Annotated in this window: 11 protein-coding genes; 3 read left to right on the top strand and 8 right to left on the bottom strand. The window is 71.8% G+C overall.

What is annotated here, in order from left to right:
- Positions 1–28: 28 nt before the first annotated feature.
- A complete protein-coding gene (locus tag ACIPUC_RS29220) occupies positions 29–1,054 on the bottom strand; it encodes a glycosyltransferase family 2 protein (RefSeq protein ID WP_446593339.1) in 1,026 nt (341 codons plus the stop codon).
- Positions 1,055–1,219: 165 nt separating this feature from the next.
- Between ACIPUC_RS29220 and ACIPUC_RS29215 the strand changes: the two genes are divergently transcribed.
- Positions 1,220–2,716 carry an LCP family protein gene (locus ACIPUC_RS29215; RefSeq protein WP_446593337.1) on the top strand — a complete coding sequence of 499 codons (1,497 nt, stop codon included), beginning with the start codon at positions 1,220–1,222 and terminating at the stop codon, positions 2,714–2,716.
- A 20-nt stretch (positions 2,717–2,736) separates the two neighbouring features.
- Here ACIPUC_RS29215 and ACIPUC_RS29210 read toward each other — a convergent pair whose 3' ends face one another.
- Complete coding sequence (locus tag ACIPUC_RS29210) at positions 2,737–3,273, bottom strand: acyl-CoA thioesterase (protein ID WP_446593336.1); 537 nt, start codon at positions 3,271–3,273, stop codon at positions 2,737–2,739.
- A gap of 106 nt (positions 3,274–3,379) precedes the next feature.
- Here ACIPUC_RS29210 and ACIPUC_RS29205 point away from each other — a divergent pair, with 106 nt between their 5' ends.
- Positions 3,380–4,681, top strand: a complete 1,302-nt coding sequence (locus ACIPUC_RS29205; RefSeq protein ID WP_446593334.1) for an LCP family protein — start codon at positions 3,380–3,382, stop codon at positions 4,679–4,681.
- A gap of 54 nt (positions 4,682–4,735) precedes the next feature.
- Here ACIPUC_RS29205 and ACIPUC_RS29200 read toward each other — a convergent pair whose 3' ends face one another.
- Positions 4,736–5,818 (bottom strand): sugar phosphate nucleotidyltransferase, encoded by a 1,083-nt coding sequence (locus ACIPUC_RS29200; protein ID WP_446593333.1) that lies wholly within the window; start codon positions 5,816–5,818, stop codon positions 4,736–4,738.
- Between the two features lie 235 nt (positions 5,819–6,053).
- Positions 6,054–7,226 carry an acyl-CoA dehydrogenase family protein gene (locus ACIPUC_RS29195; RefSeq protein WP_446593331.1) on the bottom strand — a complete coding sequence of 391 codons (1,173 nt, stop codon included), beginning with the start codon at positions 7,224–7,226 and terminating at the stop codon, positions 6,054–6,056.
- Between the two features lie 207 nt (positions 7,227–7,433).
- Here ACIPUC_RS29195 and ACIPUC_RS29190 point away from each other — a divergent pair, with 207 nt between their 5' ends.
- Positions 7,434–8,777 (top strand): UDP-glucose dehydrogenase family protein, encoded by a 1,344-nt coding sequence (locus tag ACIPUC_RS29190; protein ID WP_446593330.1) that lies wholly within the window; start codon positions 7,434–7,436, stop codon positions 8,775–8,777.
- Between the two features lie 35 nt (positions 8,778–8,812).
- Here the strand turns inward: ACIPUC_RS29190 and ACIPUC_RS29185 are convergent, their stop codons facing one another.
- The 4 genes from ACIPUC_RS29185 to ACIPUC_RS29170 all read right to left on the bottom strand — a co-directional run bounded on the left by ACIPUC_RS29185 (position 8,813) and on the right by ACIPUC_RS29170 (position 12,876).
- A complete protein-coding gene (locus tag ACIPUC_RS29185) occupies positions 8,813–9,880 on the bottom strand; it encodes a membrane dipeptidase (protein ID WP_446593329.1) in 1,068 nt (355 codons plus the stop codon).
- Between the two features lie 145 nt (positions 9,881–10,025).
- Entirely contained in the window at positions 10,026–11,207 is a 1,182-nt protein-coding gene (locus ACIPUC_RS29180; protein ID WP_446593328.1) for a dipeptidase, read from the bottom strand.
- Positions 11,204–11,740 (bottom strand): 5-(carboxyamino)imidazole ribonucleotide mutase, encoded by a 537-nt coding sequence (gene purE / locus ACIPUC_RS29175; RefSeq protein ID WP_446593326.1) that lies wholly within the window; start codon positions 11,738–11,740, stop codon positions 11,204–11,206. Before purE ends, ACIPUC_RS29180 begins: the two co-directional genes overlap by 4 nt.
- A complete protein-coding gene (locus ACIPUC_RS29170; RefSeq protein ID WP_446593325.1) occupies positions 11,737–12,876 on the bottom strand; it encodes a 5-(carboxyamino)imidazole ribonucleotide synthase in 1,140 nt (379 codons plus the stop codon). The genes purE and ACIPUC_RS29170 overlap by 4 nt, the downstream gene beginning before the upstream one ends.
- Positions 12,877–12,936: the final 60 nt, after the last annotated feature.

Genomic DNA, 12,936 nt, shown 5'->3' with positions numbered 1-12,936 from the left:
CGGGTCGGGGGCGGGGGCTCCCTGCTGCTCAGACCTGCGAGGTGTTCCGGTGGACGGCCGGGCGGCGGGTCGCGATGAGCTTGTTCGCGAGCGAGCGCGGGCTCGTCAGGAAGCCGTAGCCCCAGCACAGGTGCATGGTGGCCAGGGCCAGGGGGATCTGCGCCCGGGCCTTGAGGGAGCGGCCCCTGCCCGCCGGGACGGAGCCCACGGCGATGGCCGCGAGGTAGCCGGCCGGGACGGCGAAGCCGAGCGGGGTGAGCGCCGCACCCACGACCACGCCCGCCGCGATCGCGCAGACCAGGGTCGGCGGGGCCAGGTAGCGGAGGTTGATGGAGCCGGAGTGGTAGCGGGCCACCACGTGGCGCCACCGCCCGTAGTCCTTGTACTGCTTGGCCAGGGCCCTTACGGACCGCCGCGGCCGGTACTGGACCTTCAGCTCCGGGGAGAACCAGATCAGGCCGCCGGCCTCGCGGATGCGGAAGTTCAGCTCCCAGTCCTGGGCGCGGATGAACTCCTCGTTGTACCCGCCCTGCTGCTCCAGCGCCTCGCGGCGGAAGACACCGAGGTACACGGTCTCGGCCGGCCCCGCCTGGCCGCCGGTGTGGAACGGCGCGTTGCCGACACCGATCCTCGAGGTCATCGCGGCGGCGACGGCCTCTTCCCAGTCGTTCTGGCCCTCGGCGTGCATGATGCCGCCGACGTTCTGCGCACCGGTCTCCTCGAGGAGGCGCACGGCGGTGGCGATGTAGTTCGGCGAGAGCATGCCGTGGCCGTCGACGCGTACCACGATCGGGTGACGTGAGGCCTTGATCGCGGCGTTGAGGGCGGCCGGGGTCCGGCCCGTCGGGTTCGGAACGGTGTGGACTCGGGAATCCTCGGCGACGAGCTCGGCGGCGATCTCGTCGGTGCGGTCCGTCGACGGCCCCAGCGCGATCACCACCTCCATCTCGCCCGCGTACTCCTGTTCCAGGATGTGGCGGACGGAGTCGCGGAGGTAGTGCTCCTCGTTGAGCACCGGCATGATCACCGAGACTGCGGGCTGCTGGGCGGGCATGTGGTCCTTCAAGGTCGGGTATCGGTGTCACGTTACCGCGTACGGGGGAACCGGGTGCGCGCCGAGTGAGCGGTACGGACAGAGGCTGATCGTATGGGCCTACTGTTCTGACGAATCAGATCCAGGCCGATCGTTTCCCCTGCTGTCCCCGCGGAGGTGTCCCCCGTGCCCCAGCCGCACCGCCCCACCCGTCCCGCCAGGCCGCCCCAGCCGCAGCGCGCACGGCGCGGCGGTACGGGCGGCGGTCCGGCCCGGCACCGGGGCGACAGACCCCGGTGGGGGGTGCGGATCGCGGCGGGGCTGTCGGTGGCGGTGCTGGGCTGCGGGGCCGTCGGACATGCCGTGATGACCGGGCTGGACACGGGGATCGAGCGGGTGGACCCGTTCAAGGACATGAAGAACCGCCCGCAGGCCGGGCACGGTCTGAACTTCCTGCTGGTCGGCACCGACGGCCGGGAGAAGATCACTCCGGAGGAGAAGCGCGAGTACCGCCTGGGCGGGGCGCCCTGCCACTGCACCGACACCATCATGCTCGTGCACCTGTCGGCGGACCGGGAGCGGGCCAGCGTCATCAGCCTGCCCCGCGACAGCTACGCGGAGGTGCCCGCGCACCACGACCTCGTCACCGGAAAGGCGCACAAGGCCCACCCGGTGAAACTGAACGCCGCGTACGCGGAGGGCGGCCCCAACCTGACCGTGCGGACGGTCGAGAACATGACCCGGGTGAAGATCGACCACTACCTGGAGGTCGACTTCACCAGCTTCATGAAGACGGTCGACGCCATCGGCGGCGTGGACATCTGCACCGCCAAGACCATGCGCGACCCGAACACCGGCCTCGACCTGCTGCCCGGCACCCACCGCCTGACCGGCGGACAGGCCCTGCAGTACGTGCGCTCCCGGCACATCGACGGCGCCTCCGACCTCGGCCGGATGCAGCGCCAGCAGCGGTTCGTCGCCGCTCTGATCAAGCAGGCGACCAGCGGCGGGGTGCTGCTCAACCCGGTGAAGTTCAAGCAGGTCAGCTCCACCCTGCTGGGCTCGGTCCGGGCGGACACCGGCTTCGGCTCGGAGCAGATGCTCGCGCTCGGGCAGGCCATGCGGGACTTCACCCCGTCCTCCTCGGAGTTCGCCTCCGTGCCCATCGGCGACCCCTCGTTCCGGGTCAAGAGCATCGGGTCCACCGTGAGGTGGGACGAGCCCAAGGCCGCCAAGCTCTTCGAGGCGCTCCGGCAGGACCGGCCGCTCGCCCCGGCCCGGCCCGCGAGCTCAGGCAGCCGGGCCGCGGCCGTGCCGGTGGACGTACCGCCGAAGCAGGTCCGGGTCCAGGTGGAGAACGGGACCCGGATCGACGGGCTGGGCGGCCGGGTGGACGCGGCCCTGCGCGCCACCGGCTTCGACACCACCGGGGCCCCGGGCAACGGCGCCGGCCGCGACGTCCGGCGCACGGTGGTCACGTACGACCCGCGCTGGGACCGCTCCGCCCGCTCGGTGGCGGCCGCGCTGCCCGGCAGCGAGCTGCGGGCGGTGGCGCGCCAGGGCCGGACGGTGGTGGTGATCGCCGGCTCGGACTACCGCAAGGTGGTGCCGGTGCGGGCGGAGGACCCGTACCAGGGCACCTCCGGGGTGCTCACGGGCGACGAGGTGACCTGCGCGAACTGAGCCGCCGGGACGGCCGCTGGTCAGTCGTCGAAGCCCTGGGCGGCCCGCTCCTCGCGCAGGGCCATGATCGCCTGGCGGCGGGCGAGCCGGTGCGTGCGGCGGATCTGGGCCTCCTGGTAGCGCCGCTCGTCCCGCTCGGTCTCCGGGAGCACGGGCGGGACCCGGCGGGGCTTGCCGTCGGCGTCCACGGCCGCGAAGACGAGGTAGGCGCTGCCGACCTGGGTGGCGGGGGTGGACTCGTTCCACCGCTCCGCGAGGACCCGTACGCCGATCTCCATGGAGGAGCGGCCCGTCCAGTTGCACTGGGCCTTCACGTGCACGAGGTCACCGACCCGTACGGGGGCGAGGAAGGCCATCTCGTCCATGGAGGCGGTGACCGCGGGGCCACCGGAGTGCCGCCCGGCCACGGCCCCGGCCGCGTCGTCCACCAGCTTCATGATCACACCGCCGTGCACCGTGCCGAGGAGGTTGGTGTCGTTGGCCGTCATGATGTGGCTGAGGGTCGTACGGGAGGCCGCGGTCGGCTTCCCGGGCAGCTCGCCCGGTATCTCTGTCATACGGACACCTTAGATGCGGTGCGGAGGCATCAGCTCTGCAACAGGAGCGGTACGGAAGGCACCCCGGGCTGTCGGACGACACGCCGGGGCAGGCATCCTTGGGCGCATGAATGACTGGCCTGAAGGTCGTGAGGACGGGTACGGGCGCGGCAGCGCGGGAGCGCAGCCCGAGGGCGCGCAGCGGATGCGGCACGTCCAGCGGCAGCCGCGGCAGCAGCCCCCGCGCCCGGCGGTACCGCCGCCCGCCCGGCGGCCCGGACCGCCGCCCGGCCCCGCGGTGCCCCCGCAGCAGGCCCAGAGCCACGACACGTACGGCGGCTACGACAGCGGCTACAACACCGGCCAGGTCTACGGGGCGCCCGCGGGCCCCGGCGGGCCCGCGCGGCCGCCCTCGGGCCCGGGCCGGCCCGGCCGGGCGCCCGGCCCCGCCCCGGACTGGCGCCGGCGGATCAAGATCGGCTCGATCGTGCTGGTCTCCGCGCTGGTGGTGACCACGGTCTCCACGTACTTCTGGGCGGACTCCAAGGTGCGCCGGGAGGTCGACCTGTCCAAGGTCATCGAGCGCCCGAAGGAGGGCGACTGCACGACGTACCTGATCGTGGGCTCCGACAGCCGCGAGGGCATGTCCGACGAGGAGAAGAAGAAGCTCCACACGGGCTCGGCCGAGGGCAAGCGGACCGACTCGATGATGATCCTGGCGAAGTGCTCCAGCGGGAACACGATGATCTCGCTGCCGCGCGACTCGGACGTGGAGATCCCGTCCTTCGTCGGCTCCCAGTCGGGCAAGAAGTTCCCCGCGCAGGGGCGCCGGGTGAAGCTCAACGCGGCGTACGCGGAGGACGGCCCCGAGCTGCTGGTGCGGACGGTGGAGCACAACACCGGCCTGCGGATCGACCACTACGCGGAGATCGGCTTCGCCGGTTTCGCGAACATCGTGGACGCGCTGGGCGGGGTGGAGCTGGACATCGAGGAGGGCTTCAAGGACGAGAAGTCCGGCGCCGACTTCCAGGCGGGCAAGCAGACCCTGAACGGCGAGCAGTCGCTGGCCTTCGTACGGACCCGGTACGCCTTCGCGGAGTCGGACCTGCAGCGGACGAAGAACCAGCAGAAGTTCCTGGCGGCGCTGGCCAACCAGGCGGCGACCCCGTCCACGGTCCTCAACCCGTTCGAGCTCTACCCGCTGCTGGGCGCGGGCCTGGACACGCTGATCGTGGACAAGGACATGGGCCTGTACGACATGGGCCAGATGTTCTTCGCGATGAAGGGCGTCAACGGGGGTGACGGCGTCTCGATGAACATGCCGATCTCCGGCCAGCGCGGCGGCAACCTCGTCTGGGACAAGGCGAAGGTGCAGCAGCTGGTGAAGCAGATCCAGAACGACGAGAAGGTCACCGTCCGCGGCAACTGACGGAAGGCCGGGCCGACTCATCCGATGGGGGAGGCGGCCCGGCCGCCTCCCGGGTCAGGCGTCCGGGGAGAAGCGGATGGCGGCGGCGGGCAGCTCTGCCCCGCACCACACCCGGGCGCCCGAGCGGAGCTCGTTGTCGGCTCCCACGACGGCGTCGTCGCCGATGACGGCGCCCTCCAGCACGGTCCGTTCGCCCACCGTGGCGCGTGCGCCGATCAGCCCGGCGGTCACCTGGGCGTCGGCGCCGATGACGGCCCCCTCCAGCACGATGGAGCCCTGGACGACCGCTCCCGCCTCGATCCGGGCGCCGGCGCCCACGACGGTGCCGCCCGACAGCTTGGCGCCGGCCGCCACGTGGGCGCCGGGCAGGACGAGGGACTCGCCGCGCCGGCCGGGCACGGCCGGGGAGGAGACCACGCCGCGGACCAGGTCGGCGGAGGCCTGGACGATGGCCTCGGGCTTGCCCAGGTCCATCCAGTACGTGTTCTCGGTGACCCCGTGCAGCGTGGCGCCGGACGCCAGCAGGCCGGGGAAGGTCTCGCGCTCGACGGAGACCGGGCGGCCCGCCGGGATGGAGTCGATCACGCTGCGGCGGAAGACGTAGCAGCCGGCGTTGATCTGGTCGGTGATGATCTCCTCGGGCGTCTGCGGCTTCTCGGTGAAGGCCAGCACCCGCCCCTCGGAGTCGGTGGGGACCAGGCCGAAGGCGCGCGGGTCCTCGACCCGGACCAGGTGCAGGGAGACGTCGGCGTCGGCCGTTTTGTGCGATTCGACGAGTCCGGCGATGTCCAGGCCGGTGAGGATGTCCCCGTTGAAGACGAGGACGGCGGAGTCCGGACCACCGGTGAGCAGCCGCGCGGCGTTGCGGATGGCGCCGCCGGTGCCCAGCGGCTCGTCCTCGACGACGTACTCCAGGTGGACGCCGAACTCGGATCCGTCGCCGAAGTAGGGCTCGAAGACCTCGGCGAGGTAGCAGGTGGCCATCACGATGTGCGTGACGCCGGCGGCCGCGGCGCGGGCGATCTGGTGGGCGAGGAAGGGCACGCCTGCGGTCGGGACCATCGGCTTCGGCGTGTTCACCGTCACGGGACGCAGCCGCGTCCCCTGTCCGCCGACCAGCAGGATCGCTTCCGTCATGTGCGTTCTCCCCAACCGATTCCTGCGTACGAAGGCCCAAATTTAGCCCATCCGAGTGGCCCCGAAGGGCCCGAGGCGACGGAAGCCGCCGGTACGTGCACCCGTACGGCCGTAGTGCCCGGCCTGTCCCCAAATGACCTGGCCGAAGTGTCGGTCCTGGCTCCTGCGGACGCACGAACGACCCCCGGCGGGCCTCCGGGGGTCGTTCGCGACGCGTTCGTGCGGGCCGGGCGCGTTACGGCAGGTTGCGGGCCATGACGATGCGCTGGACCTGGTTGGTGCCCTCGTAGATCTGCGTGATCTTGGCGTCGCGCATCATGCGCTCCACCGGGTAGTCGCGCGTGTAGCCGTAGCCGCCGAGGAGCTGGACGGCGTCCGTGGTGACCTCCATGGCCACGTCGGAGGCGAAGCACTTGGCCGCGGCGCCGAAGAACGTGAGGTCCTCCTTGTCACCTCCGGCGGCAACCCGCTCGGACTTGGCGGCCGCCGAGTACGTCAGCTGGCGGGCGGCCTCGATCTTCATGGCCATGTCCGCGAGCATGAACTGCACGCCCTGGAAGTCGCCGATCGGCTTGCCGAACTGCTTGCGCTCCTGGACGTAGCCCTTGGCGTAGTCCAGGGCGCCCTGCGCGATGCCGAGCGCCTGGGCGGCGATCGTGATGCGGGTGTGGTCCAGGGTCTTCATCGCGGTGGCGAATCCGGTGCCCTCGGCGCCGATCATGCGGTCGGCCGGGATGCGGACGTTGTCGAGGTAGACCTCGCGCGTCGGGGAGCCCTTGATGCCGAGCTTCTTCTCGGGCGCACCGAAGGAGACGCCCTCGTCCGACTTCTCGACGACGAACGCGCTGATGCCCTTGGAGCGCTTCTCCGGGTCGGTGACGGCCATCACCGTGTAGTACTCGGAGACGCCCGCGTTGGTGATCCAGCGCTTGACGCCGTTGAGGACCCAGAAGTCGCCGTCACGGACCGCGCGGGTCTTCATGCCGGCGGCGTCGGAGCCCGCGTCCGGCTCGGAGAGCGCGTACGAGAACATCGCGTCGCCCTTGGCGAGCGGGCCGAGGTACTTGGCCTTGAGCTCCTCGGAGCCGGAGAGGATCACCGGGAGCGAGCCGAGCTTGTTGACCGCGGGGATGAGGGAGGAGGACGCGCAGACGCGGGCCACCTCCTCGATCACGATCACGGTGGCGAGGGCGTCGGCGCCCGCGCCGCCGTAGGTCTCGGGCACGTGGACGGCGTGCAGGTCGCTGGCGACCAGCGCGTCGAGGGCCTCCTGCGGGAAGCGGGACTCCTCGTCGACCGCGGCGGCGAACGGCAGGATCTTCGCCTCGGCGAGCGAGCGGACCGACTCGCGGAGCATGTCGTGCTCCTCGGCCGGGCGGTACAGGTCGAAGTCGGCAGAACCCGCCAAGATCTCTCACTCCCCAGGGTGATGCGTAATGCTAACTACCGTTAAGTAACGCAAGCCTAGTGGCCGGGGCGCGGGTGGCGGTATGGACGGCCACGTGAGTTGCGTGACAGAGGCGTCACCTACTGGAGAACGTCCCCCGCGACCGGCCCGACTATGCTCAGTGGCCGCAAACGGCCCGCCGCACCCCAGCAACTGTACGGAGCACCCATGGCCCCCCTCAGGATCACTGTGATCGGCACCGGTTACCTCGGCGCCACGCACGCCGCGGCGATGGCCGAGCTGGGGTTCGAGGTGCTGGGGCTGGACGTGGTGCCCGAGAAGATCGAGATGCTGGCGTCGGGCCGGGTGCCGATGTACGAGCCCGGGCTTGAGGAGCTGCTGTCGGCGCACGTGGCCGGGCTGCCGGGCTCGTCGGGGCGGCTGCGGTTCACGACCTCCTGGGAGGAGGTCGGGGAGTTCGGCGACGTGCACTTCGTGTGCGTGAACACTCCGCAGAAGCGCGGCGAGTACGCGTGTGACATGTCGTACGTCGACTCAGCGATGGCCTCGCTGGCCCCGCACCTGAAGCGGCCGGTGCTGGTGGTCGGCAAGTCCACCGTGCCGGTGGGCTCGGCGCAGCGGCTCGCCGCGAAGCTCGCGGAGCTCGCGCCGGCGGGTGCGGACGTGGAGCTGGCGTGGAACCCGGAGTTCCTGCGGGAGGGCTTCGCGGTGCAGGACACCCTGCACCCCGACCGGATCGTGATCGGAGTCCAGGGCGAGCGGGCCGAGAAGGTGCTGCGGGAGGTGTACGAGGCGCCGATGGCGGAGGGCTCGCCGCTGGTGGTCACCGACTTCCCGACGGCGGAGCTGGTGAAGACCGCCGCGAATTCCTTCCTCGCGACGAAGATCTCCTTCATCAACGCGATGGCCGAGGTGTGCGAGGCCGCCGGCGGTGACGTGGTCAAGCTGGCGGAGGCCATCGGCTACGACGACCGGATCGGCGCGAAGTTCCTGCGCGCCGGGATCGGCTTCGGCGGCGGCTGCCTGCCGAAGGACATCCGGGCCTTCATGGCGCGGGCCGGCGAGCTGGGGGCCGACCAGGCGCTGACCTTCCTGCGGGAGGTCGACTCGATCAACATGCGGCGGCGCGGGCACATGGTGGAGCTGGCGCGGGAGGCCGTCGGCGGGTCGTTCCTCGGCAAGCGGGTCGCGGTGCTGGGTGCCACGTTCAAGCCGGACTCGGACGACGTACGGGACTCGCCCGCGCTGAACGTGGCCGGGCAGATCCACCTCCAGGGCGGGCAGGTCACCGTCTACGACCCCAAGGGCATGGACAACGCGCGGCGCGTCTTCCCGACGCTGGGGTACGCGGACTCCGCGGTGGAGGCGGCCCGGGGGGCGGAGGTCGTCCTCCACCTGACCGAGTGGCGCGAGTTCCGCGAGCTCGACCCGGCGGAGCTGGGCCGCGTCGTCACCGACCGGCTGATCCTGGACGGGCGCAACGCGCTCGATCCCGACCTGTGGCGTGCGGCGGGCTGGACCTACCGGGCGATGGGCCGCCCCCGCGCCTGAGGGCCTGATCCGAAAGGCAGGCCCTGGCCCTCCCGTCAAAAAGGAGTGGGGGCGGGGCGGCGGTGATGGGCGGCGCGGGAGGTGAATTCCGCGTCGCGGAGGACTCGTTGGGCGTTGCCCCAGGTCAGTAGGGCCAGATCGGATTCCGGCCAGCCGCGGTCGAGGAGTTCCGCGATCAGGCGCGGGTAGCCCGAGGGGTCGGTGAGGCCCGTGGGGCGGGGAGCGCCCGGTTCGGCGCCGAAGCCGGCGCCCAGGCCGACGCAGTGCGGACCCGCGACGGCCCGTACGTGGTCGAGGTGGTCCGCCACCGCGTGCAGGGAGTCCCCGGTCCGGGCGGTGTCGAAGGTGACCATCGCCAGGCCGTTCGCCTCCCGCAGGGCCAGCAGGACCTCGTCGGTCACGTTCCCCCGATACGGGTTCAGGGCCGCGGCCGCCGTGTTCGAGATGAGCACCGGGGCCTTCGAGGCCGCCGCGATGCGGCGGGCCGCCGCCGGCGGGCACCCGGCCAGGTCCAGCACGATGCCCAGCCTGTTCGCCTCCTGGACCACCTCGTGGCCGAAGGCCGTCAGGTCCTCCCGGGCCCAGGGCGCTCCGGCGGGCGCGAAGATCCGTACGCCCAGGGCGTGGAACGCGTGCAGCGCACTGAGCGAGTCGGTCAGCGTACGGCCGGACACCGGCCCGAGGATGCAGGCGATGCGGCCGCGGTTGCGGGCGTCCGCCATGTCGTCGGCGGTCAGCGCGAGGCACAGGCTGTCGGGGTAGCGGTGCACGAGGGCCAGCGCCACGTCGATCTGTTCCAGGGTGTCGGAGACCACCTGGTCGTCGGCCGGGGCCTCGCTCGGGGTGAGCAGCGACCAGAACTGGGCCCCCACTCCCCCGGCGCGCAGCCTCGGGATGTCGGTGTCGACACCGAAGTCCGGGGTGTCGATGTCGTGGTACGGGGTCTGGCGCAAGGTCCACACCAGCGTGTTGCACCCGTCCACGACGGGATGCACGGACAGCAGCGCGGCGGCCCGTTCGAGGGCGCCGGTCACCGCTGCGGGGGCGGGAAGGTCTTCCGCCCCGATGCCCACGGACTGAGGTTCATCCTGCAGGTCGGCCATGGCGTTCGCTCCGGTCTCGGCGGCAGCAGGGAGAGATGGTGCCACCGTGACACGCGGGACGCCCGGGTCGCCCGGCAGGTGTGGCATTCGGGTGTAATCCGCAGGTCACACCCGATTGCCCCACCCGCGCGGGTGGGGCTGCCCGCTACCCGATCACCGCGTTGGACGGGCCCCGGGTCGCCGACAGGTCCCGTGCCACCGCCTCCGCGTCGCGCAGCACCCGTACCGCGTTGGACCAGGTCAGCTTGGCCAGGTCGGCCTTCGACCAGCCGCGCGTGAGCAGCTCCGCGATCAGGTTCGGGTAGCCCGCCACGTCGTCCAGCCCGGACGGGGTGAAGGCCGTGCCGTCGTAGTCCCCGCCGATGCCGATGTGGTCGATCCCGGCCACCTCGCGCATGTGGTCGAGGTGGTCGGCGACGGTGGCGGCCGTGGCCACCGGGCGCGGGCGCTCCGCCTCGAACGCCCGGTGCAGGGCCATCGCCCGGGGTGTGGTGTCCAGGTGGTGGAGGCCGTGGGCCCGCAGGTTCTCGTCCGCGGCCAGCGTCCACTCGACGGCCGCCGGGAGGATGAACTTCGGGACGAAGGTGGCCATCGCCACGCCGCCGTTGGCCGGGAGCCGTTCCAGCACGTCGTCGGGGACGTTGCGCGGGTGGTCGCACACCGCGCGCGCCGAGGAGTGCGAGAAGACCACCGGCGCGGCCGTGGCGTCCAGCGCGTCGCGCATCGTCGTCGCGGCCACGTGCGAGAGGTCCACCAGCATGCCGACGCGGTTCATCTCGCGGACGACCTCGCGGCCGAAGTCCGTCAGGCCGCCGTGCCGGGGCTCGTCGGTCGCCGAGTCCGCCCAGTCGATGGTGTCGTTGTGCGTGAGCGTCATGTACCGCACGCCCAGCTGGTGCAGGGCGCGCAGGGTGGCGAGCGAGTTGTTGATGGAGTGGCCGCCCTCGGCGCCCATGAGGGAGGCGATGCGTCCCTCGGCGCGGGCGGCCTCCATGTCGTCCGCCGTCAGGGCCCGCGCCAGGTCGGCGGGGTAACGGCGGATCAGCTGGCCGACCGCGTCCACCTGTTCCAGCGTGGCGCTGACCGCCTCGTCGCCGGTCAGCTCGGTGCTCACGTACACGGACCAGAACTGCGCGCCGACCCCGCCGGCCCGCAGCCGCGGAATGTCGGTGTGCAGGTACGCCGACTGGTCGCCGGCGATGTCCCGCTGGTCCAGGTCGTAACGGACCTGCTTGCGCAGCGCCCAGGGCAGGTCGTTGTGGCCGTCCACGACGGGGTGCCCGGCCAGCAGCTCGCGCGCCTCGTCCAGGCGCTGCGCGGCGCTCACTTGCCGAATCCGAAGGACTCCGCGCCCGCGACCTTCGCCCGCAGCCGCTTGCCCTTCTCGGTGGCCTGGTCGTTCAGCTCCTGCTGGAACTCGCGCATCCGGCCCAGCAGCTCGGCGTCGTGCGCGGCCAGCATCCGTACGGCCAGCAGCCCGGCGTTGCGCGCCCCGGCGACCGAGACGGCGGCGACGGGAACCCCGGCGGGCATCTGGACGATCGACAGCAGCGAGTCCATGCCGTCGAGGTACTTCAGCGGGACCGGCACGCCGATGACCGGCAGCGGGGTGACCGAGGCGAGCATGCCGGGCAGGTGGGCGGCCCCGCCGGCACCGGCGATGATCGCCTTGAGACCGCGGCCGGCGGCCTGCTCCCCGTACGCGACCATCTCGCGCGGCATCCGGTGCGCGGAGACGACGTCGACCTCGTAGGGGATCTCGAACTCGTCCAGGGCCTGGGCGGCGGCCTCCATGACCGGCCAGTCCGAGTCGGAGCCCATGACGATGCCGATGACGGGGGCTGCGGCGGAGGTGCTCATTCGGTGACCGTTCCTCTGAGGTAGTCGGCAGCGTGGCGTGCGCGCTCCAGCACATCGCCCAGGTCGTCGCCGTAGGTGTTGACGTGGCCGACCTTGCGACCGTGTTTCACGTCCTTGCCGTACATGTGGATCTTCAGCTGGGGATCGTGGGCCATGCAGTGCAGGTAGGCCGCGTACATGTCGGGGTAGTCCCCGCCCAGCACGTTCGCCATCACCGTCCACTTGGCGCGGGGGCGCGGGTCGCCCAGCGGAAGGTCCAGGACCGCCCGTACGTGGTTGGCGAACTGGGAGGTGACGGCGCCGTCCTGGGTCCAGTGGCCGCTGTTGTGCGGGCGCATGGCCAGTTCGTTGACGAGGATGCGGCCGTCGGTGGTCTCGAACAGCTCCACGGCCAGATGGCCGGTCACGCCGAGCTCCTTGGCGATGCGCAGGGCCAGGGCCTGGGCCTCGCCCGCCAGCTCCTCCGAGAGGTTCGGGGCGGGGGCGATCACCGTGTCGCAGACCCCGTCCACCTGGACGGACTCCACGACGGGGTAGGCCACGGCCTGGCCGTGCGGGGAGCGGACGATGTTGGCCGCGAGCTCGCGGACGTACTCGACCTTCTCCTCCGCGAGGACCGGGACGCCCGCCTTGAAGGGGGCCTCCGCGTCCTCCGGGGTGCGGACGAACCACACGCCCTTGCCGTCGTACCCGCCGCGCACCGTCTTGAGGATGACGGGGAAGCCGCCCACCTCGTCCGCGAAGGCCGCCACGTCCGCCGGATCGCTCACGATCCGGTGGCGGGGGCTCGGCGCGCCGATCTCGTCGAGCTTGGCGCGCATCACCCCCTTGTCCTGGGCGTGCACCAACGCGTCGGGCCCCGGGCGGACGGGGACGCCGTCCGCTTCCAGGGCCCTGAGGTGCTCGGTGGGCACGTGCTCGTGATCGAAGGTGATCACGTCGCAGCCGCGCGCGAAGGCGCGCAGCGTCTCCAGATCGCGATAGTCGCCGATGACGACGTCGCTCACGACCTGGGCCGCCGAGTCCTGTGGGCTGTCACTGAGGATCTTGAATCTGATGCCGAGGGGGATGCCCGCCTCGTGGGTCATGCGGGCGAGCTGTCCGCCGCCGACCATGCCGACTACCGGGAACGTCACTCCTCCAGGGTATCCGGCGGTATTCGGCCATCAGGACCCGCATGGACGCAGCCCTCGGCG

It is taken from the genome of Streptomyces sp. LARHCF249, assembly GCF_052871255.1.
Note: the sequence above shows the minus strand (reverse complement) of the source record. Positions and strands in the feature narration are given on the sequence as shown.